Here is a 23371-nt window from a genome sequence, read left to right on the forward strand (position 1 = left end):
CCATCCTGCCGAAATCCGTGGCCCTCGGTAATCCCGTCATCCCCCGAACCCTCGGTGGGGTTGACCCCACCCCGGCGGGGTGCGGTCAGGTCAGCCGGGTGACGGCGGCGCGGAGCCGGGCCAGGTCGCGTCGGCGCCGCTCGTACGTGGCGGCCAGGCCGATCAGCGCCAGACCGCCCAGCGCGAGGAAGATCCAGCGGGGCAGCAGGTCCCAGCTCCGGGCCAGCTCGTGCAGCGCCAGCGGCACCAGCGTGGCCGCGCCCAGCACCACCGGCGCCTGCCAACGGCGGGCCGCGCCGCCCAGCACGGCGCCGAGCGCCACCAGGCCGAGCGCCAGCCGGCGCAGCGGCTGCGGGTCCGGTGCGGCCAGCACCGAGACCAGGCTGGGCAGCAGCGCCGCGCCGAGCCCCGGGCCGAGCGCCAGCCAGCTCGTCAGCCCGGGTCGACGCCGCAGCGCCAGCAGGCCCGCGCCGAGGGCGAGCACCGCCGCCGGCACCGTGTACGCCTCCAGCACCGCCACCCCGCCGGCCGCCAGCAGCAGCCAACCGCCGAGCAGCTCACTGCCGCCCGCGACCGCCGCGAGGCCGGTGCGCCGGGCCGGCGTCTCACCACGGCGCAGCACCCGGACCGCCACGACCGCGCCCCACAGCACGCAGATCGCCGCCGCGTAGCGCAACGCACCGCCGGTGAGCAGCAGCGCGAGCAGCGCCACCGCCTGCGCCGCCCCCTCCAGCGCCGCCCCCGCCGACGCCGACGCCCACCGCGTCGATCTTGGAGTTGTGGCGCCCATGATGTCGGGATCGCGCCTTTTGCGAACGACCACAAGTCCAAGATCGACGAACCGGGGGGTGGACCGCAGGGCCGGCGCCGCGTGCAGGGTCACCGCCGCGACGGCCAGCACCGCGAAACCGGCGGTACGCAGCGGCAGATCACCGGCCAGCGGCGCGGTGACCGCGAAGCCGGTGGCCGCGGCCACCGCGCCCAGCCAGCCGGCGAGCCGGACCGCGCCCGACCGCCCCGCCACGCCCGCCACCGCACCGGCCACCACCAGCGCCCCCAGCCCGGCCAGCGTCCCCGCCCGGGTGGCGACCAGGCCGCCGAACCCGAACCCGCCGAGCACCGCCCCCGACAGCACCAGCACCGGCAACCACCAACCCGGGGCCGACGCCGCCCGCGCACCCGCCGGGCCCACCGTCGACACCGGACGCGCCCCCGCCGTGGCGGCGGTCAGCAGCGCGGCGAGACCGGTGCCGAACGCCACCGCCGGCACCACCGGCCAGGGCGTGCCGGCCGCCGCCAGCAGCACCGGCACGGCCACCGCGCCGAACGGCAACGCCACCAGCACCGGCCGGCGCCGGCCGGCCGGCGTCACGATCCGGGCGTACGCCGCCGCGGCGGCGCCCAGGAGCAGCAGCGCCAGCCCGGCCCGGGCCGCCTCCGCCGGGGCCGCCGTGCCGGCGGGCACCCCCGACCAGGGCCGCACCGGCAGGCCCCCCAGCACCGCCAGCGCGCCCGGAGCGGCGGCCAGCAGGGCCAGCCCGGCCAGCGCCACGCCCACCGCCCGCGGGGCGTACGCCGGCCGGGTCCCGCCGCCGGCGGCCAGCGCCAGCAGCACTCCCGCCACCGCGTAGAGCGCCACCGGTTCCTGGCCCGGCCCGACCAGCGGCACGAGGCCGACCGCGGCGAGCGCCACCGCGAGCCCCGTCGAGGCGTACCCGGTCAGGTCGGGCCACCGGCGACGGACCGCGAGCACGGCGACCACCGGCACCACGACGGCGGCCGTCGCGCCCCGCATCTGCCACCAGGGCGGCGCGCCCAGGCCGAGCAGCGCGACGGCCACCGCCGCCGGTACGGCGAGCAGCGCCACGGCCAGCGCCACCCCGGCGACGACCGGCTGCGCCCCCGACCCCCGCCGGCCGAGCGCGGCCACCGGCACGCCGAGTACGGCCGTCACCGCGAGCACCGCGACCACGCCGGCCGGCTCGGCACAGCCGACCAGCAGCGCGTGCCCGGCCAGGAGCGCGCCGGTCGACGCGGCGACCGGCACGGTGACCCGGCCACCGCGCGGCCGGGCCACGGCGCCCAGCAGCAGCGCGGCGGCCACCGCGAGGTCGGCGACCAGCACCACCGGCCACGGCGTGCCCCCCACGGCCGGCGCGGCGAGGACGGTCAGCCCGGCGGCGACCGTCCCGACCAGCGGCCGGCCGGCCCGGGGCGTCAGCAGCGCCACCGCGCCGGCCACCAGCAGCAGCGCGGGCGGTAGCTGCCAGCCCCACGACGGGACGGACCCGCCCGGACCGGCCCGGAACGCGGCGACCGCGGTCGCCGCGGCCACCACCCCGGTCAGCACGACGGCGACCTGTCCCAGCCCGGCGGCCACCACGAGCGCGCCCACCCGGGGCCCGGTGCGCAGCCGCGCCGGCAACGCCCGGACCGCACCGGCCAGCACCGCCACCACGAGCCCGGCCGCGAGCAGCAGCAGGCCGGGGCGCGCGGCGGCGACCGGGCGCACCAGCGCGACGGCGAGCACCGGCACCAGCAGCCCGGCCGTCACCGCGCGCCACACCCGGCCGCCGGCCGCGAGCGCGCCCACGACCAGGGCGAGCGCCACCACCAGCAGCGGACCGCCGGCCAGCAGCGGGGTACCGGCCGCGCGGCCGACCGCCAGCGGCACCAGCGCGAAGCCGGCGGCCAGGGCCAGCGCCGCGCCGTGCCCGAGCCAGCCCAGCACCTGCCCGGCCCAGAGCGTCCCGCCGGCCGGGCCCGTGCCGGCGCCGCCCCCCAGACGCGCGCCGCCGGCACGGGCGGTCCGGCGGCGCAGGGCGACCACCACCGCCAGGTCACCGAGCGCCAGCACGGTCAGCACCAGCGCCCACCCGGCCGCCGCCGGCCGGGCCGCCGCCACCGCCAGCGGCAGCACCGGTTGGGCGGCCAGCCACGCCGCGAACCACGGCGCGGTCAGGCGGCTGAGTCGCCCGTACCCGGCCGCCACTGCGGTGCTGACGGCCGCGACCAGCGCGGCGTACCGGCTGCCCGGCCAGCCGGCCACCCCGAACAGGTCCACCGACCAGGCGGCGTACCCGTCGAGGAGCACCAGCAGCAGCCCCACCGCGGCGATCGTCTCGGCGGTGCCGCGCAGCCCGCGCGCCCGGGCCAGCAGCGGCGCGGCGAGCGCCAGCACGGTGACGGCGAGCAGGATCAGCGCCCGGCCGGCCACCCCGAACGCGGCCCAGGCGACCGCGGTGAAGACGATCGCGGCGGTGCCGAGCAGCAGTCCACCGAGGACGAAGAGCAGGCCCTGCACGGCCCGGGTGGACGTCTCCGCGCCGCCGGCACGGGCCGGCACGCCAACCGGCGGCGCCGGTCGCACCGGCTGCGGCGGCACCGCCGCGGCGACCGGGCGCGGCGCGGGGATCTCCAGGCGGATCCGGGCCGCCAGCGCCGCCCGCCGCTGCCGGGCCGTGGACAGCCGGCCGGCCAGTTCCTGGTACGCGAGCCGGGCCGCGTCCACCCGCGGGGTCAGCGCGGCGATCTCCCGGTCCAGCCGGACCACCTCGGCGGCGGGCGGGTAGGGCGGGCGGCCGCAGCCGCGGCAGCCGGCGACGAGGTCGGCCGGGGCGCCGCAACCGGGGCAGGGGTAGCCGGTGTTCTCCACCTGGCCAGCCTCGCCGGTGGCCGGGCGGGCCGACAGAGTAGGCGTACCTAGGGACGGGTGTGTTCGCGGACCCAGGCGGTGTAGTCGGGGTTGCCGCTGTCCTCCCGGGCGACCAGGATCTCCGGCACCTCGTACGGGTGGCTGGCCCGGAGCTGGTCGACCAGCGCGTCCACCCGGTCCGGCGTGGTCTTGAAGCGCACCGACCACTCGGCGGTGGTCTGGATCGCCGCCTGCCACCAGTAGGTGCTGTCCACCGGGCCAGTGACCTGGGCACACGCCGCCAGGCGGCCGGCGACGGCCGCGGCCGCCAACACGTCCGCCACCCGACGGGCGTCCACCACCGTCGTCACCACGCAGATCTGATCCACCAGCGCACCCTACGCGGCGTCCGGGCCGCGCCGCCGCAACCGGGCGCGAAAGCCGCTCAGGCGTCGGCAGTGCCGTCCCGGTTGGCGGCGATCCACCTGTCGATCCGGGCCCACCAGTCGAACAGCCAGTCGATGCGCTCCTGCTCGCCGGCGGGCACCTCCTCCGGCGGCACGGACCAGAACCGCATCACGATCCGCTTGTCCATCGGCAGCTCACGCCACACGTCCGCGACCGTGAGCATCTGGTCCAGGCCGGTGTGCGCCACGAAGATCACCCCGGCGTCCGGAGCGGCGTCCAGCGCGGCCAGCAGCCCACCGGGCTGCGGGGCGAGCACGTGCTGCATCCGCTCGGCCCGCAGCGCCATCCGCTCCAGCCCGAGCGACCGCAGCCGGGCGATCGCCCGCAACCGACGCGACGGGGTGAAGTTGCCGCCCTCGGGGAAGATCACGAAGGCGTCGTCGTCGTCGAGGCCGGTCGCCAGGTGGCTGATCTGCCGGACCGCCGAGTCCCGGCCGTCCGCGCCGGGCGCGATGAACCGGTTGGGCAGCCGGTTGAGCAGCACGTCGATCGCCGGGTCCCACTGGAGGCTCTCCTTGAGCACGATCCGGGGCTCCCGGTGGAACCAGTTCACCAGCGCGTGGATCAGGATGAACGAGTCACCCGGCCCGGCGTGCCGGCAGAGCACCAGCTCGGGGCGGCCGGGCAGCGCGGTGTCCGGGTCGGTGCCGACCACGTCGATGCTCAACCGCAGCGTCCACCGGGCCTGCCAGAACAGCACCCGCAGGAAGCGGCCGGCGACCACGTAGTGGGCCCGCTGGAACGCCGGCGAGCGCTTGAACCGGCCGAACCCGGAAGCCAGCCAGAGCACGAAGAGCGTGAGCAGCGCGGCGGCGTCCCAGACCAGGTAGACGGCGCCGATCCAGAGCAGCCGCAGCGGGCGCAGCCGCCCCGGCACCAGCGGCGACGCGGCCAGCGCCAGCAGCGCCCAGCCCGGCAGCGTGGTGACCACGGCGACGGCGAGCAGCACGACGCCGGGCGCGAGCAGCAGCCGGCGTACCCAGCGGGGTGGCAGCGGCATCAACGCTCCAGCGCGGTGTCCAGGTAGCGGCGGGAGGCGGTGTACGCCCGGCTGATCCGCCGTCCCACGGCCGCCATGTCCCGGTACGCCCACGGGCTGTCGTCGCGCGGCTCCAGCCCGCCGGTCGGCAGCACGTGCACCTCGACGCCGTCGGGCAGCGCCGCCATCTCCCGGGCGAACCGGTGCCGGCGGGCGATCTCGAACGCGACCTGGGCGACCTCCCAGGGCCGGCGCGGCGGGCTCAGCTCGCGTTCGATCCGGCCCACCTGGAGGACGAAGATCTGCGTCGCGCCGGCCGCCACCGCCTCACCGACCGGGATCGAGTTGACCACCCCGCCGTCGACGTAGTGCTGGCCGGCGATCTGGGCGGGCGGCAGCAGCCCCGGCACCGACGCGGACGCGAGCACCGCCGGCACCACCGGCCCGTCGGTGAACCAGTGTTCGGCGGCGCGCTCGATGTTCGCCGCGCAGCAGCGGAACGGCACGGCCAGGTCGGCGAACGTGGTCGTCTCGCCCAGTTCGCTCTCCAGCAGGCGGCGCAGCGGGCGGGGCGAGTGCAGGTGGGTCCGCGCGGCGAAGCGTCGCAACTGCCGGGCGACCGAGTCGCCGTACACCTCGCTCGCCTCCGGGGAGGCCCAGAGCCGGACCAGCCGGTCGGTGACCGCCTCGGTCGGGTCGGCGGCGACCAGGGCGCCGTTGACCGCGCCGATCGAGGTGCCGAGCACCAGGTCGGGCCGGATCCGGGCGCGGAACAGGGCGCGCAGCATGCCCACCTCGACCGCCCCCAGCACTCCCCCGCCGCCGAGCACGAACGCCACCGGACCGCCTGCCATGCCGTTCATCCTGGCACGGGGCGCGCGGTCCGGCCCGCCGTGCCCGGCTGGGCACGGTGCGCCACGGCCGGCGCGCGGAGCGCGACGGGGGTCCGGACACCCGTTGACAGGCCGGACACATTCCCGCAACCTGGTAGCGCTCCCGAGCCCAGGCAGGTGCGAGGTGAAGGCGACACTCCAAGCCGGCCGTCTGCTGGCCCGGCGGTACCGGCTCATCGACCGGATCGGTGCCGGCGGCATGTCGGTGATCTGGCGGGCCCGCGACGAGGTGCTCGACCGGGTGGTGGCGGTGAAGGTGCTCGCCCCCTCGCTCGCCGCCGACGCCCGGTTCCGCGACATGGTGCGCGAGGAGGCCCGCTCGGCCGCCCAGCTCGACCATCCGCACGTCACCGCCGTGCACGACTACGGCGAGACGGTCGCGCCGGACGGCTCGATCACCTCGTTCGTGGTGATGGAACTGCTCAGCGGCGAGGAGTTGGAGCACCGGCTGACCGAGGGGCCGCTGCCCTGGCCAGCGGCGGTGGAGACCGGCGCGCAGGTGGCCGAGGCGCTGGCCGCGGCGCACCGGCTCGGCATCGTGCACCGGGACGTCACCCCGGCCAACGTGATGATGACCGGCATCGGGGCGAAGGTGCTCGACTTCGGCATCGCCACCCGGGTCGGCGCACCGGACGAGGACGAGGACGGCGGCACGTTCGGCACCCCGGCGTACGTGGCGCCGGAGCGGCTGGACGGGGCACCGGCGCAGCCGGCCACCGACGTCTACTCGCTGGGCGTGCTGCTCTTCGAGACGCTGACCGGCCAGCCGCCGTACCCGGCGGACACCTGGGAGCAGCTCAGCACCGCGCTGGCCGAGCACGCGCCGCCCACGCTCGACGGCGTACCCGGGCTGCCCCGGCCGGTCGCGGAGATCTGCCTGCGCTGCCTGGCCCGTGACCCGCGGGACCGACCCACCGCGCACCGGGTGGCGGCCGTGCTGCGCGACCAGTTGCTGCCCGCCGACCCGCAGGCCGCCACCATGCTGGCGCCGACCATGACGCTGCCCGCGCTGACCCGGGCGGCAGCCCCGCCGACCCAGCCGGTCCCGGCCCCGCCGACCCAGCCGGTCCCGGCCCCGGCGGCCGAATCCGGTCCGGCGGCCGGTGGGCCGGGCCGGCGCCGGGTCCTCGTGCTGGCGGGCGCCGGGGTGGTGCTGGTCGCCGCCGCCGCGTTGCTGGTGCCGGCGCTGACGCCGGACCGGCCGGTCGCGCCGCGGGTGCTGCCGACCGCCGGGCCGGTGGAGACGCCGATCAGCGCGTCGCCCGATGAGGGGAACCCGACCACCACGCCGCCACCCGAGCCGAGCCGCAGGCCGGCCACCACCGTCCCGGCCGCGCCGACCGACGACCCGGCCGACCCGGCCGAGCGGGTGGACGGGCTGATCGAGGCCGGGCTGACCGACGGTCAGATCCGCAGCGACGTCGGGGTGGACCTGCGCAACCTGCTGCGCAACGCGGTGGCCGCGAGCGGTGCGGACGAGGTGACCGCCGCGGTGGAACGGCTCCGCGGCAAGATCGCCGAACGCCGACGCGAGGGCAGCATCAGCCCCGGGTACGCGCGGCTACTCGACGCCGCGGCGGCGGCGCTGGTGGTCGGCCGCACCTGACCGGTCAACCGGGGACGAGCCGCGCGACCGCCCGGGGGCCGTCCGCCGTCGCCCGCCCGGCCAGGAAGCCCCGGTACACCGCCTCGTAGCCGGCGGCCATCCGCTCCACCGAGAAGCTCTCGGCGACGTGCGCGACACAGTCGGCCGGGTCCAGGTCGGCCGCCGCGCGCAGCGCCGCCGGCAACTCCTCGGCGCGGTCGCAGACCAACCCGGTGATGCCGGGACGCACCAGCTCCGGCACCGCGCCCCGGCGCAGCGCCACCACCGGCGTACCGGTCGCCATGGCCTCCACCATCACCATGCCGAACGGCTCCGCCCACTGGATCGGCATGATCAGGCAGCGGGCGTCGAGCAGCAGCCGCAGCACGGCGTCGCGGTCCGCGTTCACCACCAGCGTGACGTCCTCGCCCAGCAACGGCTCCACCGCCTGTTCCAGGTAGCGGCGCTCGGTCGGCTCGTTGCACTTGCCCGCCAGGGTGAGCGGCAGCCCGGCCGCCCGGCAGGCCCGGATCGCCACGTCGGGGCCCTTGTCCGGGCTGAACCGGGCGAGCCAGAGCACCGGCCCCGCCCCCGGCGCGTGCTTGTGCGGGAAGTCCCGCAGCGGCATCGCGTTGTGCACCGTGCCGACCCACGGCAGGCCCGGGTTCGCCCGGCGCTGGGCGTGCGAGATCGCGATCAGGCCGACCCCCCGGTCGGTGTTGCTGAGCACGGTGCCGTACTCGCCGACCGGGTTGCCGTGCACGGTCGCCACCGTCGGGACCCGGCGGCGGCCGGCCACCATCGGGCCGATGGTGCTGTGGTCGTGCACCAGGTCGAAGTCGGCCGGGTCGACGAGGTGGTCGACGTGCGCCAGGTGGGCCAGCTCGGGCAGCGACTCGCCCAGCCGGTCGTACTGCAACTCGGCACACGTGGAGACGAAGTCGGCGGCGGTGCCGTGCTCGGTGCCGGCGCCGAACAGCGTCACCGCGTGCCCGCGGTCGATCAGGGCGTCGACCAGGCCGGCCACCAGCGTCTCCAACCCGCCGTAGCCGGGTGGCGGCACCGACAGCCACGGCGGGACCACCATCGCGATCCGGAGCGGCCCGCCCCGCACCCGGTCCGACAGCGGCTGGTTGACGGCCACGAAGTCCCTCCCCGCTGGTCCCCGGCGTACCCGATCGGCGGCGGGTTCCCGACGCGGCACGCGGTAAACGGCGTCCGCGTCGGCCTCACCCGGACCGGATGAGGAGCGACGAAGGGGCGGTGGGCGACGAAGCCAACCCCCTTGGCTCCGTCGCCCACCGCCCCGGGAGGGAGGTAGGTCTGTGGACTATGACGTCTCGGCGAGCGTCACGGTTGCCGTCTCGTCGGATCCATTTCGCTTGTACTGGAGTTCGACCCGGTCGCCGACCTTGCCGGCCTGCACGGCGCCGACCAGGTCGTTGGAATCGTTGATCACCGTGTCGCCGAACTTGGTGATCACGTCACCCCGCTGGATGCCGGCCTTCTCGGCGGCGCTGCCCGGGGTGACCGCGGCGACCATCGCGCCGCCGTCCTCCGCGGCGTTCACGCTGACCCCGAGCGACGGGTGGCTGATCTTCTCGCCGCGCTGGAGCTTCTCGGCCACGTCCTTGGCCTTGTTGCTCGGGATGGCGAAGCCGACGCCGATGTTGCCGTTGCTGCCCTGCCCGGCGGTGGCGATCGCGGTGTTGATGCCGATCACCTCGCCGCGCGTGTTGACCAGCGCGCCGCCGGAGTTGCCCGGGTTGATCGGGGCGTCGGTCTGCAACAGGCCGGAGATCGAGCTGGCGCCCTGCTGCGGGGTCTGCTGCTGCTGGCCGCCCTCGCCGGCGGAGATGGTGCGGTCGCGGGCGCTGAGGATGCCGGCGGTCACCGAGCCCTGGAGCCCGAGCGGGCTGCCCAGCGCGAGCACCTGGTCGCCGACCTGCATGCCGTCGCTGTCGCCGAACTTCGCCGCCTTCAGGTCGCGCACGCCGCTGGCCTGGACCACCGCGAGGTCGGTCTTCGGGTCCGTCCCGACGATCTTCGCCGAGGCGGTCTTGCCGTCCGCGAAGACCACCTTCACCGTGTCGCCGCTGGCGGAGGCGACCACGTGGTTGTTGGTCAGCACGAACCCGTCGGCGCTGAGGATCACCCCGGAGCCCTCACCGCTGTCCGTCATGATCGTGACGATGCTGTCCTGCACGGCAGCCGCGATCTTGGGCAGGTCGGCGCTGTTGATCACCGGAGCGGCGGAGTAGGTGCGGGTGACGCCGCCGCCGTCGTCGAACGCGAGGGCCAGCGCGCCGCCCGCCACGCCCGAGCCGAGCATCAGCGCCAGCGCCAACGCGCCCGCGCCGATGAACTTGCCGGCCCGACTCGGCCGCGCCGGCTGCTGCGGGCCCCACGGCGGGAGCGGCTGCCCGGCCTGGTGCGGCTGGTGCTGCGGGTACGGCTGGTGGCCCGGCTGCGCCTGGTACGTCGGCACCGGCCCGCCGGCCTGCGGCGACGACGGATAGCCGGTGCCGCCCTGCTGGGCCCAGCCGCCGTGCTGCTGCTGTCCCCCGTACCAGTTCTGCGGCTGCCCGGAGGCCGGGTACGGCGGCGCGGACGGCTGGGCGTACGGGCTGCCGGACGGCTGGGCGTAAGCGCCACCCGACTGGCCCGGCGCGTACGGATTGGCCGGCGCGTCGGACGACGGCGCGTACGGATTGGCCGGCGCGTCGGACGACGGCGCGTACGGATTGGCCGGGACGTCGGCGTGGGCGGTGGTTCCGGCGGCCGGGGAGTCGGCCGGAACCGACGCGGCGGCCGGGGTGGAGTCCGATGTCCCGCTCTCGACGCGGGGCAGCTCGGCGGTGTGGTGCGACGGCTCGGCGTCGGCAGGTGCCGGCGACCGCTGCGGCTCGGTCTCGTGGTCGGTCATGGCTACAGCTTTCCCTGTGGCACTGTCACCAGCCTGGAATCCGCCTGAATGTTTTCTGTAAGTCACTCGCCCGGCTCCGGCGTCTCGGGCAGCAGCGGCAGTTTCACCCGGAACGTGGCCCCGCCTCCCGGCGTCGCGACCGCCTCGACCGTGCCGTGGTGCGCCGCCACCAGCGCGGCGACGATGGCCAGGCCGAGGCCGGTGCTGGTCGGTCCGGCGGCCCGCCGGGTCCGGGCGGCGTCCACCCGGTAGAACCGTTCGAAGACCCGCTCGGCCTGCTCCGGGGTCAGGCCGGGGCCGGTGTCCGCCACCTCCACCACCGCGACGTTCCCCGCCTCGGCGCGCAGCCGCAGCGTCACCGCGGCGTCCGACGGGGTGTGGGTGAGCGCGTTGGTCATCAGGTTGCCGATCACCTGCCGCAGCCGGGCGTCGTCACCGAGCACCACCAGCGGGCCCGAGCCCGGTTCCAGCTCCAGCTCGATCCGCCGCTGCGGGTCGACCACCCGGGCCGCCTCCACCGCGTCCGAGGCCAGCACCGGCAGCTCCACCGGGGCCAGCGCGATCGGCCGTTCCCGGTCCATCCGCGCCAGCAGCAGCAGGTCCTCGACCAGCAGGCCCATCCGGGACGCCTCGTCCTCGATGCGGCGCAGCAGGTCGGCGGTCTGCTCCGGGGCCCGCGCCGCGCCCTGCCGGTAGAGCTCGGCGAAGCCCCGGATGGTGGTCAGCGGTGTCCGCAGCTCGTGCGACGCGTCCGCGATGAACTGCCGCATCCGTTCCTCGGACCGGCGGGCGCGCGCCTCGGACGCCTGCGCCAGGGCGGCGGCGTCCCGGGCGCCCATCTCGGCGCTGCGCGCCGCCGCCTCGGAGGCGGCCCGCGCGGTGAACGCGGCCTCGATCTGCGCCAGCATCGTGTTCAACGCCCGGGAGAGCCGGCCCAGCTCGGAGGTGGGGCAGGGTCGCCCCTCCTCGGGGTCGGGCACCCGTCGGGTCAGGTCGCCGCCAGCGATGGCCGCCGCGGTCCGCTCGATCTCCACCAGTGGCTTGAGACTGGTACGCACGATCCCCGCGCCGACCGACGCCAGGATGATCAGCACCGCGCCGCCCACCAGCAGGTCTATCCAGATGAGCTGCCGGACGGCCTGGTCGACGTCGGTCAGGTGTTCACCGATCAGCGCCATCTGCCCGTTCGGGAGCTGGGTGTAGAGCACCCGCCACCGCACCGAGCTGCCCCGCGCCCGTTCGGTGGTCAGCTCGCCGACCCGCTCCCGGAAGCCGGCCTCGTTCGCCGGCCACGGGGGCAGGTCCCGCTCCTGGAAGCGGGGGTTGTCGTAGACCGGTCGCAAGATCGCGCCGGTGTCCGGCTCGGTCAGCACCACGAGGTAGTCGCTCGGCAGCGTGATGGTGCCGGTGCCACTCGGCGGGATCGACTGGAACCGGTTCGCCGAGTTCCGCAACTCGGCGTCGATCTGTCCGACCAGGTAGCTGTGCAGGAAGTAGGCGGTGGAGACGCTGATCACCAGCAGCGCCGCCGCGACCAGCGCCAGAACGGAGGTGACCAGCTTGAGCCGGAGCGGGATCCCGCGCAGCCAGCCCTTCGCGTCGTGGACGGCGTTCACGCCGCCGGCTTGCGCAGCACGTACCCCACCCCGCGCAGCGTGTGGATCAGCCGGGGCTGGGTGTTGTCGACCTTGCGGCGGAGGTAGGAGATGTAGGACTCCACGATGTTGTCGTCGCCGCGGAAGTCGTAGTTCCACACGTGGTCGAGGATCTGCGCCTTGCTGAGCACCCGGTTGGCGTTGAGCATCAGGTAGCGCAGCAGCTTGAACTCGGTCGGCGAGAGCTGCACCCGCTGGCCGGCCCGGTGCACCTCGTGGGTCTCCTCGTCCAGCTCCAGGTCGGCGAACGTGAGCCGGGACGGCGCCTGCTCGCCGGTCGCGGTGCGGCGCAGCACGGCCCGGATCCGGGCGGTCAACTCCTCCAGGCTGAACGGCTTCGTGACGTAGTCGTCGCCGCCCAGCGTCAGCCCGCGGATCTTGTCGTCCGTCGCGTCCCGCGCGGTCAGGAACACCACCGGGGTACGCGTACCGCCCTCGCGGAGCATCCGGATGACCTCGAAACCGTCGAGGTCGGGCAGCATCACGTCGAGCACTACCAGATCGGGCCGGTGGTCCTTGGCGGCGTGCAGCGCCGCGCTGCCGCTGGTCGCGGTCGCCACGTCGAAGCCCGCGAAGCGCAGGCTCGCGGAGAGCAGTTCGAGGATGTTGGGATCGTCCTCGACGACGAGCAGTCGAGCCTCGGTCTGGGTAGCCGCCATGGCCCCATCATCCGTGCTCCGGCTGCGGTCGCGCTGGGTGGTGGCTGGAAACAACCTGTGAGCTCAGCGGAGCAGCCGGCGTAGCCCGTCGAGCGCGCCGTCGAGCAGCCGGATCGCGGTCCGGAGCTGGTTGTCGCTGAGCCGCCCGGCCCGGACCAGCGCGCCGACCTCGACGGTGAACGCGGCCAGCCGCTGGTCGAACTCGGCGAGCAGCGGCGCTTCCGCCGGTCGGGCCGCACCTCCGTTGCCGCCGGCCCGGGTGGCCGGCGGGGGCGTCCAGCGGCCCTGCCGGGTCTGCCGGGTCACCTCGCGCAGCTCCCGCTTCAGGTCGCGCACCGAGCCGCGTACCTCGGTGCGGATCTCACCGGCCAGCGCGGAGAGGTCCTCCACGGAGGCGCTGATGTCGGTTTCCAGGGTGGCCAGCTCGTCGGCGCGCTGCCGCAGCTCGGCGCGGCCCGCCTCGGTGATCTCGTAGACCTTGCGACCGCCCACCGCGGTGTGCCTGACCAGCCCCTCCACCTCCAGCCGTTGCAGGCGGGGATAGATGGTGCCGGCGCTGGGCGCGTACAGGCCGAGGAAGCGCTCCTCCAGCAGGCGGATCAGCTCGTAGCCGTGCTTCGGACCGTCGTCGAGGAGCTTGAGCAGATAGAGCCGGAGCCGCCCGTGGCTGAACACGGCGGTCACGGCAGGTCCTCCACGTCGTCGGCGTCCGCGACCGGGCGGGCCAGCAGCGCGATGCTGCCGGACGTCGCGGACGCCCAGAGCTTACCCGCGCCCCCGCCGAGCACCCCGTGGCTGTCCTTGACCGCGCCGAAGCCGTGCTGGCCGCCGCAGATCTGCGGGAAGCCGCTGGTGATCCGGCCGGAGGTGGTGTGCAGGTGCACGCTGAGGTCGCTGTCCTCGCGGACCCGGACGGTGATGCTGCCGGAGATGGCGCTGAGCCGGATCTCGCTGCCGCGCGGGTTGTCCAGGTCGCAGGTGATCGAGCCGGAGACCGCGTGGGCCCGCACCCGCTCGGGCGCGCTGTCGGCCAGGATCAGCTCCCCGGAGACCGTCTCGAGGTCGAGGTCGCCGCCGATGCCGAGCGCCTCCACCGGGCCCGAGACGACCTTGGCGGTGGTGCGACCACGCAGCCCCATCAGGGTGACCTGGCCGGAGGTGACGTCGACCCGGGTGTCGCGGCGCAGCCCGGAGGCGACCAGCGCGCCGTCGACCAGGTGCAGGTCGGCCAGCGCCTGGGCCGGCACGGCGACCGACACCTCGGCGCGGAACCGGCGGCGGAGCTGCCCGAGCCACCAGAGCACGCCGGGCCAGCGGGGGGTCCGCTCGTGCCGGACGGTCAGTCGGCCGTCGTGCAGCTCGACGATGATCGGCCGGCGGCTGATCCGGGTGACGTCGACCCGGGCCGGGCCGTCGGTGCCGACCACGTTGAGCCGGCCGCTGACCAGTCGGACGTCGAGCCGGGTGACCGGCTCGTCGAGCGTGATCCGGTGTGGGCTGTCGACCGTCCAACTCGCCATCGTGCCCTCCCCTGTACGACGTGCCGCACGGCACGTCCGGTGACCGGGGGAAGCATAACGCGATACATCGCGACTGAACAAGACTGTTACGCGTCCCCGCCGCACCGCACCGCACCGCACCGCACCGCACCGCAGTGAGAGATCTTGGAAGGAAATGGCCCTCATCGGGGCCGTTTTCTTCCAAGATTCACTACCGTCCCAGCAGACGGAAGATCATTCTCTGCTGGTGGGAGCGCTCGGGGATGGGGGCGAGTCTCGACGAAAGGCGAGCTGGCTCAGGCCACCAGATCGACAGCCGGCTCGCCAGGCACCGGCGCGGACGCCGCCACCGCCGGTCGCGGAGGCGGGACGACACCCGGTAGCTGGACGGCGCCCGGGAGCGGGAGCGATCCCCGGGTGGGGCGGGCGGCCGCCGTCCGGGCGGGGCGGACCGGGTGGATCGCGGCCTCGGCGGCGCGGGCGAGCAGCCGCCGGTCCGCCCCGTCGGCGGGGTGCAGCGCGGCGGCCACGGTCACCGTCACGGTCAGGTCGCGGGCCGCCAGCACCCGGCGCAGCGACGCCCAGAGCGTCTCCGCACCGACGAAGGCGGGCAGCGTGCTCGGCTCGCCGGCGTACCGGTAGGCGAGGCCGAGCGGCACCACTGGCGCGCCGGCCGCCACCGCGGCCTCGAACATGGCCGGGCGGAAGCCGCGCGTGGGGCGGCAGCCGGACGGCGCGCCGCACCACGTCGTGCCCTCCGGGAACACCGCCACCGGGTGCCCGGCGCGCAGCGTCTCGGCCACCCGGTTGACCGTGGCCGGCAACGCGCGCGGCCGGGACCGGTCCACGAAGACGGTGCCGGCCGCCGCGGCGAGCACGCCCACCACCGGCCAGCCGCGGACCTCCCGCTTGGCCAGCATCCGGGCCGGCGACACCGCGAGCACCGCGAGGATGTCCAGCCAGGAGACGTGGTTGGCGACCAGCAGCGCGCGGCGGCGCGGCGGCCGGCCCCGGACCACCAGGCGTACCCCGAGCGCACGCAGCGTCGCGCGGGCCCAGCCGCGCAGCGCGGCCCGCCGGTCGGCCGCCGGCAGCAGCGGCAGCGACGCGGCGAGGACGGCCCCGGCCAGCAGCATGCCGAGTACGCCGAGCAGCCGGCCGACCCGGCGAGTCGCGGAGACGTCCGCGGCGGCCGGGGACGGCAGGCAGGCCGGCCCGCAGCCGGAGGCCGGCCGCCACAGGTCGGCGCCGTCCCGGTGACCGGCGAGGGGCGTCACGATCCCACCTCGCCGAGGAAGTGCCGCAGGTGACGCGGGTTCATCCGGTCCAGCGAGAACAGCACGTAGAAGTCGGCGCAGCCGAAGTCCGGGTCGTACGCCGGCTCGCCGCCGACCCAGGCGCCGAGCCGCAGGTAGCCGCGGAGCAGCGGCGGGACGAGCGCTCGGCGTTCGGCCGGCGTGAGTGACGCCGGCGCGGGCCGGGCCGGCGCCTCGGCGAACCAGGGCCGGCGCGGGGTCACCCGCAGCGGCGGCGGGGCGAGGTGTCGGTCGGCGGCCTGGGCCCACACCTCGGCGGCTGCGGTCCCGCCGTCGGCGAGCGGCACCGAGGCGCAGCCGCCGAGCCAGCGCGAGCCACGCAGGTGCAGGTAGCGGCAGATGCCGGCCCACATCAGGTTGATCACGGCGCCGGTGCGGTGGTCGGGGTGCACGCAGGAGCGGCCCGCCTCGACCAGGTCGTCGCGCAGCGGGGCCAGCGGGGTCAGGTCGAACTCGCCGTCGGCGTACCGGAGGTCGGTGCGACCGGGCGGGAGCAGGCGGTAGGTGCCGACCACCTCGCCGGTGTCCTCGCGCAGGACCACCAGGTGGTCGCAGTGGGCGTCGAACTCGTCGGTGTCGAGCCCGGCCGCGCCCGGTGGCAGGGTGGCGCCGAGTTCGCCGGCGAACACCTCGTGGCGCAGGCGTTGCGCGGCCGCGACCACTGTCGGGTCGTCGGCGATCAGCAGGGTGTAACCGCTGGTCGTGATGGGTGCGCCAGCGGCGTGCAGAACGGCCATGGGTCCTGTGTAAGGGGCGCGGGTTGCCGGGCCCGGGGGGAGGGATGTCGATCCGGTGAACGCCGGTCGGCGGCGGCGTGCGGACCCGTACCGGTGGGTGTGCGAGGCTGCCGGGCGACCACCGGCGACGGCGCCGGCGGACCATCATCCGGAGGTGCACGTGCTGGTCGAGGCCCGTTTCCACGGACCGGACGGTTCCGGCAACGGCGGCTGGAGCGCCGGGATCTTCGCCGCGCTGATCGACGACCGGGGGCCGGTGGAGGTCACGTTGCGCCGGCCGCCGCCGCTGGACACGCCGCTGACCGCCGCCGACGGGGAGATCCGCGACCCGGCGGGCCGGCTGGTCGCCGAGGTACGCCGGGTCGGGCCGGTGGACGCGGTGGTGCCGCCGGTGGACCGGGCGACGGCCGAGCGGGCCGCGGCGGCGTACCCCGGTCTGGTGGACCACCCGTTCCCCGGCTGTTTCGTCTGTGGCCCGGACCACCCGGACGGCCTGCGGATCTTTCCCGGCCGGCTGCCGGACGGGCGGACCGCGGCGCCGTTCCGCGCGCCGGCCGACGTGGTGCCCGCTACGGTCTGGGCCGCGCTGGACTGCCCGGGCGGCTGGGCGGTGCTCTCCGCCGGCCGCCCGTACGTGCTGGGCCGGATCGCCGCGCAGGTCACGGCGCTGCCCCGGCCGGGCGACGAGTGCGTGGTGACCGGGCTCGCGGTCGGCGGCGAGGGGCGGAAGGCCGAGGTGCACACCAGCCTGTACGGTCCGGACGGCGCGCTGCTCGGTCGAGCGCGTGCCACCTGGGTGGCGCTGCCGAGCGGTTGATCTCCTCCCTGAGGAGGACGGCGCGTACGCATCCCGCCTGATTGACCCGCTTGCGCCGGGTTGTCAGGCTGTGCGGGGCGCCCCCGCAACGGCGTCCCACCGGCGTGCGTCCAGCGCGCCGGGGAGGAGAGGAGAATGATGTCCGACGGGCAGCCACGCCCCAGTGCCGGGACCGGCCAGATCATCGTGTCCGGCTTGACCAAGCAATACAAGAACGTCCGCGCGGTCGACAACCTGTCGTTCACGGTCGAGCCGGGCCGGGTCACCGGCTTCCTCGGCCCGAACGGCGCCGGTAAGACGACCACGCTGCGCATGCTGCTCAACCTGGTCACGCCGACCGCCGGCACGGCCACCATCGGCGGCCACCGGTACGCCGACCTGACCGACCCGCTGCGGACGGTGGGCGCGGTGCTGGAGGCGTCCAGCGCGCACAAGGGCCGTACCGGAATCAACCACCTGCGGGTGATCTGCGCGGCGGCCGGGCTGCCGAAGGAGCGTGCGGACGAGGCGTTGGCCCTGGTCGGGCTCTCCCCGGCGGCGAAGCGCAAGTTCAAGGGCTACTCGCTGGGCATGAAGCAGCGGCTCGGCATCGCCGCGGCGATGCTCGGCAACCCGCAGGTGCTGATCCTGGACGAGCCGGCCAACGGCCTGGACCCGGAGGGCATCCGCTGGATGCGCGGTTTCCTCAAGGGCCTGGCCGCCGAGGGCCGGACGGTGCTGGTCTCCAGCCACCTGCTCTCCGAGATGCAGCTGCTCGCCGACGACGTGGTGATCATCGCGGCCGGCAAGCTGGTCCGGCAGGGGCCGGTCGAGCAGGTGATGGGCTCGATGACGCACGGCGCCCGGGTGCGGGTGCGCACCCCGCAGGCGGACGAGCTGGCCGTGGCGCTGCGCGAGCAGTCCGCCACTGTCGACGCCGAGCCGCACGGCGCGCTGCTGGTCGGCGGCGTGGACGCGCCGACCGTGGGTCGGATCGCGCTGGCCGCGAAGGTGGAGCTGCACGAGCTGACCACCGAACGTCCGGACCTCGAAGGGGTCTTCCTGGAGCTGACGGCCGGAAAGGCGGAGATCCGATGACGCTGGTCCGATCCGAGTTGCTCAAGATCCGCACCACCAGCACCTGGTGGATCTTCGGGCTGATCACGCTCCCGCTGTGGGGGCTCGCGCTCTTCTTCAACTACCTGCAGACCGATGCCCTGGCCAGCGGAAACGTGGGCGAGGCCGCCGGCGAGCAGGCCGACCAGCTCCAAGCCGCCGCGGCGGCCGACAACCTGGCCGCCAACCTCTACACCAACGGCCAGTTCTTCGGCCTGCTCATCGTGATGTTGCTCGGCATCGTGGTGGTGACCAGCGAGTTCTTCCACCAGACGGTGACCACCACGTTCCTCACCGCGCCGCACCGCACCGCGGTGATGCTGGCCAAGCTGGCCGCGGCCGGCGTGCTGGCGCTGCTGTTCTGGGTCGTCACCACGGTGCTCAACCTGATCGTCGCGCCGCTGATCCTGAACGCGGTGGACGTCGACTCGCAACTCGGCAGCGGGGTGGTCTGGCGCGCGATCGCGCTCAACGGGCTGGCCTACCTGCTGTGGTCCGTGCTCGGCGTCGGGCTCGGCGTGCTGATCCGCAGCCAGATCGGCGCGACAGTGACCGGCATCCTGCTCTACCTCGGCGGCACCATCGGCGCGGCCATCGCGATCGGCCTGCTGGCGGCACGGTACGGCGAGTGGATCAGCAAGCTCCAGCTCCTGGTGCCGTCGCTGGCCTCCAGCCTGATGGTGGGCGGCGACACGGACATCCCGGGCAACCCGCCGCAGTGGGCCGGGGCGGCGGTGCTGATCGGGTATGCGGTGGTGACCGGCGTGATCGGCGTGCTGACCATCCGGCGGCGCGACATCTCCTGACCCGCCGTTCGATTCGGCCCCGGCCGGTGACCGCGTGTCACCGGCCGGGGCCGTCGCCGTTCCGGTCGCCGTCTAGCAGGAGTCGGGCGGACACGCAGCGTTTGCCGAAGTTCTGGCATCTTCTGTGAAACGGGCCACCAGCCGGAGGCGAGAATGCCGGTGGCAATCGCACGGCGTAGCCTGGGATCCGTCCCCTGTGCGTCGGCGTACCGGGCACGGGGCCCCACCGCGTGACATTCACAACCGCGTGAAAGAGGCGATTAGCGGCCGTGTCGACCCAGCAGACATCGCAGGAGAACCCACTGGCGGGTTTCGGCCCGAACGAGTGGATCGTCGAGGAGATGTACCAGCGCTACCTCGCCGACCCGTCGAGCGTCGACTCGGCCTGGCACGACTTCTTCGCCGACTACCGGCCGGCGCCGGGCGCCGCGACACCACGCCCGGACGGCCAGGCCAAGCCCGCCGCCAAGCCGGCGGCCAAGCCGGAGCCCGCCGAGCAGCAGGAGGCCGTCGCCACGGTCACCGAGCAGCCGGCCCCCGCCAAGGCCCCGCCGGCCAAGCCGGCCGAGAAGCCCGCCGCCAAGCCGGCGGCGAAGACGCCCGAGCCGGCCCCGGCGAAGAAGGCCGCCCCGGCCAAGCCGGCCGCCGCCAAGGCGCCGGCCGCGAGCAACGCCGGCACCACCCCGCTGCGCGGCGTCGCCGCCAAGATCGTCCAGAACATGGACGCGTCGCTCGCCGTCCCGACCGCCACCAGCGTGCGCGCGGTCCCGGCGAAGCTGCTGGTCGACAACCGCATCGTGATCAACAACCACCTGGCCCGCGGCCGCGGTGGCAAGGTCAGCTTCACCCACCTCATCGGGTACGCGATGGTCCGGGCGCTGATCGAGCACCCGGAGATGAACAACTCCTTCGTCGAGGTCGACGGCAAGCCGGCGATGCTCCGGCCGGAGCACGTCAACCTGGGCATCGCCATCGACCTGGCCAAGCCGGACGGCTCCCGCAACCTGGTGGTGCCGTCCATCAAGGGCTGCGAGCAGATGGACTTCCGGCAGTTCTGGCAGGCGTACGAGGACGTGGTCCGGCGTGCCCGCCGCAACGAGCTGACCATGGAGGACTACTCCGGCACCACCATCTCGCTGACCAACCCGGGCGGCATCGGCACGGTGCACTCGATCCCGCGCCTGATGCAGGGGCAGAGCGCCATCATCGGCGTCGGCGCGATGGAATACCCGGCGCCCTACCAGGGCATGAGCGAGGCCACCCTGGCCGAGAACGCGGTCAGCAAGGTCATCACGCTGACCAGCACGTACGACCACCGGATCATCCAGGGCGCGCAGTCCGGCGAGTTCCTGAAGGTGATGCACGAGCTGCTGCTCGGCGAGCACGCCTTCTACGACGAGATCTTCACCTCGCTGCGCATCCCGTACGAGCCGGTGCGCTGGATGCGCGACGTGGCCGTCGACAGCGAAGGCCAGATCAACAAGACCGCGCGGGTGCACGAGCTGATCCACGCCTACCGGGTGCGCGGGCACCTGATGGCCGACACCGACCCGCTCGAGTTCGAGATCCGCAAGCACCCCGACCTGGACGTGCTCCAGCACGGCCTCACCCTGTGGGACCTGGACCGCGTCTTCCCGGTCAACGGCTTCGCCGGCAAGCAGCGGATGAAGCTGCGCTCGATCCTCGGCGTGCTGCGCGACTCCTACTGCCGCCGGGTCGGCATCGAGTACATGCACATCCAGGACCCGGAGGAGCGGCGCTGGATCCAGGAGCGGGTCGAGCGCAAGTACGAGAAGCCCAGCTCCGACGAGCAGAAGCACGTGCTCAACCGGCTCAACGCGGCCGAGGCGTTCGAGACGTTCCTCCAGACGAAGTACGTGGGCCAGAAGCGCTTCTCGCTGGAGGGCGGCGAGTCGCTGATCCCACTGCTGGGCGAGGTGCTGGAGTCCTCCGCCGAGGCGGGGCTGGACGAGGTCGTCATCGGCATGGCGCACCGCGGCCGGCTCAACGTGCTGGCCAACATCGTCGGCAAGCCGTACGAGAAGATCTTCTCCGAGTTCGAGGGGCATCTCGACCCGCGGTCCACGCAGGGCTCCGGCGACGTGAAGTACCACCTCGGCCAGAACGGCAAGTTCACCACCCCGGACGGCGACCACGCGGTCAAGGTGTCGGTGGTGGCGAACCCGTCGCACCTGGAGGCCGTCGACCCGGTGCTGGAGGGCATCGTCCGGGCCAAGCAGGACCGCATCGACCTCAAGCTCGAGGGCTACACCGTGCTGCCGCTGGCGGTGCACGGTGACGCCGCCTTCGCCGGCCAGGGCGTGGTCGCCGAGACGCTCAACCTGTCCCAGTTGCGCGGCTACCGCACCGGCGGCACCGTGCACGTGGTGGTCAACAACCAGGTCGGCTTCACCACCGCCCCGGAGTACAGCCGGTCCAGCCTCTACAGCACCGACGTGGCCCGGATGATCCAGGCGCCGATCTTCCACGTCAACGGCGACGACCCCGAGGCCGTGGTCCGGGTCGCCCGGCTGGCGTTCGAATACCGGCAGGCGTTCAACAAGGACGTCGTGATCGACCTGGTCTGCTACCGGCGGCGCGGGCACAACGAGGGCGACGACCCGTCGATGTCCAACCCGCAGATGTACAAGATCATTGACTCGAAGCGGTCGGTCCGGAAGCTCTACACCGAGGAGCTGATCGGGCGCGGTGACATCACCGTGGAGGACGCCGAGGAGCTGCTGCGGGACTACCAGGCGCAGCTCGAACGCGTCTTCAAGGCCACCCGGGACGCGGCCACCACGCCGCGCCAGCTCGGCCGCCCGAAGCGGGAGGAGGAGCCGGAGCCGCAGGTCGACACCGCTACCGACGCCTCCGTGGTCAAGGCGATCGGCGAGGCGCACGTCAACCTGCCGGAGGGCTTCACCCCGCACAAGCGGATCCAGCAGCTTCTGGAGCGGCGCCGGAAGATGTCCGTCGAGGGCAACATCGACTGGGGCTTCGGCGAGATCATCGCGTTCGGCGCGCTGCTGCACGACGGCGTCACCGTCCGGCTCGCCGGGCAGGACTCGCGCCGCGGCACGTTCGTCCAGCGGCACGCCTCGGTGGTCGACGCCCGCACCGGCGACGACTACCTGCCGCTGAAGACGTTCACCGCCGACGGCGAGCGGTCCCGCTTCTTCGTGCACGACTCGCTGCTCTCGGAATACGCAGCCATGGGCTTCGAGTACGGCTACTCGGTGGAGAACGTCAACGCGCTGGTGGCCTGGGAGGCCCAGTTCGGTGACTTCGTCAACGGCGCCCAGTCGGTGATCGACGAGTTCATCTCCTCCGGCGAGGTGAAGTGGGGCCAGCGTTCCGCGGTCACGCTGCTGCTGCCGCACGGCCACGAGGGCCAGGGGCCGGACCACACCTCCGGCCGCCCGGAGCGCTTCCTCCAGCTCTGCGCCGAGGACAACATGCGGGTGGCCATCCCGACCACCCCGGCGAACTACTTCCACCTGCTGCGTCGCCAGGCGCTGTCGCCCAAGCGCAAGCCGCTCGTGGTGTTCACGCCGAAGTCGCTGCTGCGGCACAAGCTGTGCGTGTCGCCGGTGGAGGACTTCACCACCGGCACTTTCTCCCCGGTGCTGGCCGACACCGCCGCCCCGGCGCCGGAGCAGGTCAAGCGCGTGCTGCTCTGCTCGGGCAAGGTCTACTACGACCTGTTCCAGGCCCGCCAGGAGCGCGGCGTCACCGACACCGTGATCCTCCGGATGGAGCAGCTCTACCCGCTGCCGGTCGACGAGGTCCGGGCCGCGCTGGCGCAGTACCCGAACGCCGAGGACTTCGCCTGGGTCCAGGAGGAGCCGGCCAACCAGGGCGCCTGGTCGTTCGTGGCGCTCAACCTGCTGGAGCACCTGCCCGAGGTCCGGCTGCGCCGCATCTCCCGCCCGTCGGCCGCCGCCCCGGCGGTCGGCTCGGCGAAGATGCACGAGGTCGAGCAGAACGCGCTGATCGAGGCGGCCCTGCCCCGCCCGTGACACCCCACCGCAGCGGCCCGTCCCTCCACCGGGACGGGCCGCTGCCGTACGACGAGAGGACGACCGTGTACTTCACCGACCGTGGCATCGAGGAGCTGGTCGAGCGCCGGGGCGACGAGCAGGTCAGCCTGGAGTGGCTGGGCGAGCGCCTGCGTGACTTCGTCGACCTGAACCCGGAGTTCGAGACGCCTGTCGAGCGGTTCGCCACCTGGCTGGCCCGCCTGGACGACGAGGACGACGAATGACAGTTCGCGTTTGACTAGTTGCGCTGTGTGACGTC

General features: G+C 74.5%; 18 protein-coding genes. 6 read left to right on the forward strand and 12 right to left on the reverse strand.

The features are described 5' to 3' along the window. Positions 1-85 precede the first annotated feature (85 nt). The 4 genes from ACH495_RS05915 to ACH495_RS05930 are packed head-to-tail and all read right to left on the reverse strand — an operon-like array spanning position 86 to position 5935. On the reverse strand, positions 86-3655 hold the full coding sequence (locus tag ACH495_RS05915; protein WP_396856636.1) for an SCO7613 C-terminal domain-containing membrane protein: 3570 nt from the start codon (positions 3653-3655) through the stop codon (positions 86-88). A gap of 47 nt (positions 3656-3702) precedes the next feature. Continuing rightward, on the reverse strand, positions 3703-4023 hold the full coding sequence (gene cutA / locus ACH495_RS05920) for a divalent-cation tolerance protein CutA (RefSeq protein WP_396856637.1): 321 nt from the start codon (positions 4021-4023) through the stop codon (positions 3703-3705). A gap of 56 nt (positions 4024-4079) precedes the next feature. Beyond that, positions 4080-5102, reverse strand: a complete 1023-nt coding sequence (locus tag ACH495_RS05925; protein WP_396856638.1) for a 1-acyl-sn-glycerol-3-phosphate acyltransferase — start codon at positions 5100-5102, stop codon at positions 4080-4082. Next, the gene (locus ACH495_RS05930) at positions 5102-5935 is read right to left on the reverse strand and encodes a patatin-like phospholipase family protein (RefSeq protein ID WP_396856639.1); all 834 of its coding nucleotides are present in this window, start codon (positions 5933-5935) and stop codon (positions 5102-5104) included. The genes ACH495_RS05925 and ACH495_RS05930 overlap by 1 nt, the downstream gene beginning before the upstream one ends. Before the next feature lie 163 nt (positions 5936-6098). Between ACH495_RS05930 and ACH495_RS05935 the strand changes: the two genes are divergently transcribed. Then, on the forward strand, positions 6099-7580 hold the full coding sequence (locus tag ACH495_RS05935; RefSeq protein WP_396856640.1) for a protein kinase: 1482 nt from the start codon (positions 6099-6101) through the stop codon (positions 7578-7580). Positions 7581-7584: 4 nt separating this feature from the next. Here the strand turns inward: ACH495_RS05935 and ACH495_RS05940 are convergent, their stop codons facing one another. From ACH495_RS05940 to ACH495_RS05975, 8 genes are all read right to left on the reverse strand, one after another. After that, on the reverse strand, positions 7585-8646 hold the full coding sequence (locus ACH495_RS05940) for a glycosyltransferase family 4 protein (protein WP_396857320.1): 1062 nt from the start codon (positions 8644-8646) through the stop codon (positions 7585-7587). Positions 8647-8889: 243 nt separating this feature from the next. Next, entirely contained in the window at positions 8890-10485 is a 1596-nt protein-coding gene (locus ACH495_RS05945) for a trypsin-like peptidase domain-containing protein (protein ID WP_396856641.1), read from the reverse strand. 62 nt (positions 10486-10547) lie between these two features. Beyond that, complete coding sequence (locus tag ACH495_RS05950) at positions 10548-12101, reverse strand: ATP-binding protein (protein WP_396856642.1); 1554 nt, start codon at positions 12099-12101, stop codon at positions 10548-10550. After that, positions 12098-12799: a response regulator transcription factor gene (locus tag ACH495_RS05955; RefSeq protein WP_091068807.1), complete on the reverse strand. Its 702-nt coding sequence runs from the start codon at positions 12797-12799 to the stop codon at positions 12098-12100. Before ACH495_RS05955 ends, ACH495_RS05950 begins: the two co-directional genes overlap by 4 nt. A 63-nt stretch (positions 12800-12862) precedes the next feature. After that, positions 12863-13483 (reverse strand): PadR family transcriptional regulator, encoded by a 621-nt coding sequence (locus tag ACH495_RS05960; protein ID WP_396856643.1) that lies wholly within the window; start codon positions 13481-13483, stop codon positions 12863-12865. Beyond that, on the reverse strand, positions 13480-14319 hold the full coding sequence (locus tag ACH495_RS05965; RefSeq protein WP_396856644.1) for a DUF4097 family beta strand repeat-containing protein: 840 nt from the start codon (positions 14317-14319) through the stop codon (positions 13480-13482). Before ACH495_RS05965 ends, ACH495_RS05960 begins: the two co-directional genes overlap by 4 nt. 275 nt (positions 14320-14594) lie before the next feature. Beyond that, complete coding sequence (locus ACH495_RS05970; protein ID WP_396856645.1) at positions 14595-15575, reverse strand: lysophospholipid acyltransferase family protein; 981 nt, start codon at positions 15573-15575, stop codon at positions 14595-14597. Further along, a complete protein-coding gene (locus ACH495_RS05975; RefSeq protein WP_396856646.1) occupies positions 15572-16351 on the reverse strand; it encodes a GNAT family N-acetyltransferase in 780 nt (259 codons plus the stop codon). Before ACH495_RS05975 ends, ACH495_RS05970 begins: the two co-directional genes overlap by 4 nt. Positions 16352-16511: 160 nt before the next feature. Between ACH495_RS05975 and ACH495_RS05980 the strand changes: the two genes are divergently transcribed. The 5 genes from ACH495_RS05980 (at position 16512) to ACH495_RS06000 (ending at position 23336) form a co-directional block, all read left to right on the forward strand. Then, the gene (locus tag ACH495_RS05980) at positions 16512-17168 is read left to right on the forward strand and encodes a hypothetical protein (protein ID WP_396857321.1); all 657 of its coding nucleotides are present in this window, start codon (positions 16512-16514) and stop codon (positions 17166-17168) included. Between the two features lie 135 nt (positions 17169-17303). Further along, positions 17304-18245: an ABC transporter ATP-binding protein gene (locus ACH495_RS05985; RefSeq protein WP_396856647.1), complete on the forward strand. Its 942-nt coding sequence runs from the start codon at positions 17304-17306 to the stop codon at positions 18243-18245. Continuing rightward, positions 18242-19069, forward strand: coding sequence for an ABC transporter permease (locus ACH495_RS05990; protein ID WP_396856648.1), 828 nt, complete (start codon positions 18242-18244; stop codon positions 19067-19069). Before ACH495_RS05985 ends, ACH495_RS05990 begins: the two co-directional genes overlap by 4 nt. A gap of 269 nt (positions 19070-19338) precedes the next feature. After that, positions 19339-23091, forward strand: coding sequence for a multifunctional oxoglutarate decarboxylase/oxoglutarate dehydrogenase thiamine pyrophosphate-binding subunit/dihydrolipoyllysine-residue succinyltransferase subunit (locus tag ACH495_RS05995; protein WP_396856649.1), 3753 nt, complete (start codon positions 19339-19341; stop codon positions 23089-23091). A gap of 65 nt (positions 23092-23156) precedes the next feature. Continuing rightward, positions 23157-23336 carry a DUF6104 family protein gene (locus tag ACH495_RS06000; RefSeq protein ID WP_091068787.1) on the forward strand — a complete coding sequence of 60 codons (180 nt, stop codon included), beginning with the start codon at positions 23157-23159 and terminating at the stop codon, positions 23334-23336. Positions 23337-23371 lie beyond the last annotated feature (35 nt).

Origin of the sequence: Micromonospora sp. NPDC018662 (assembly GCF_044391475.1) — a bacterium.
GTDB lineage: Bacteria > Actinomycetota > Actinomycetes > Mycobacteriales > Micromonosporaceae > Micromonospora.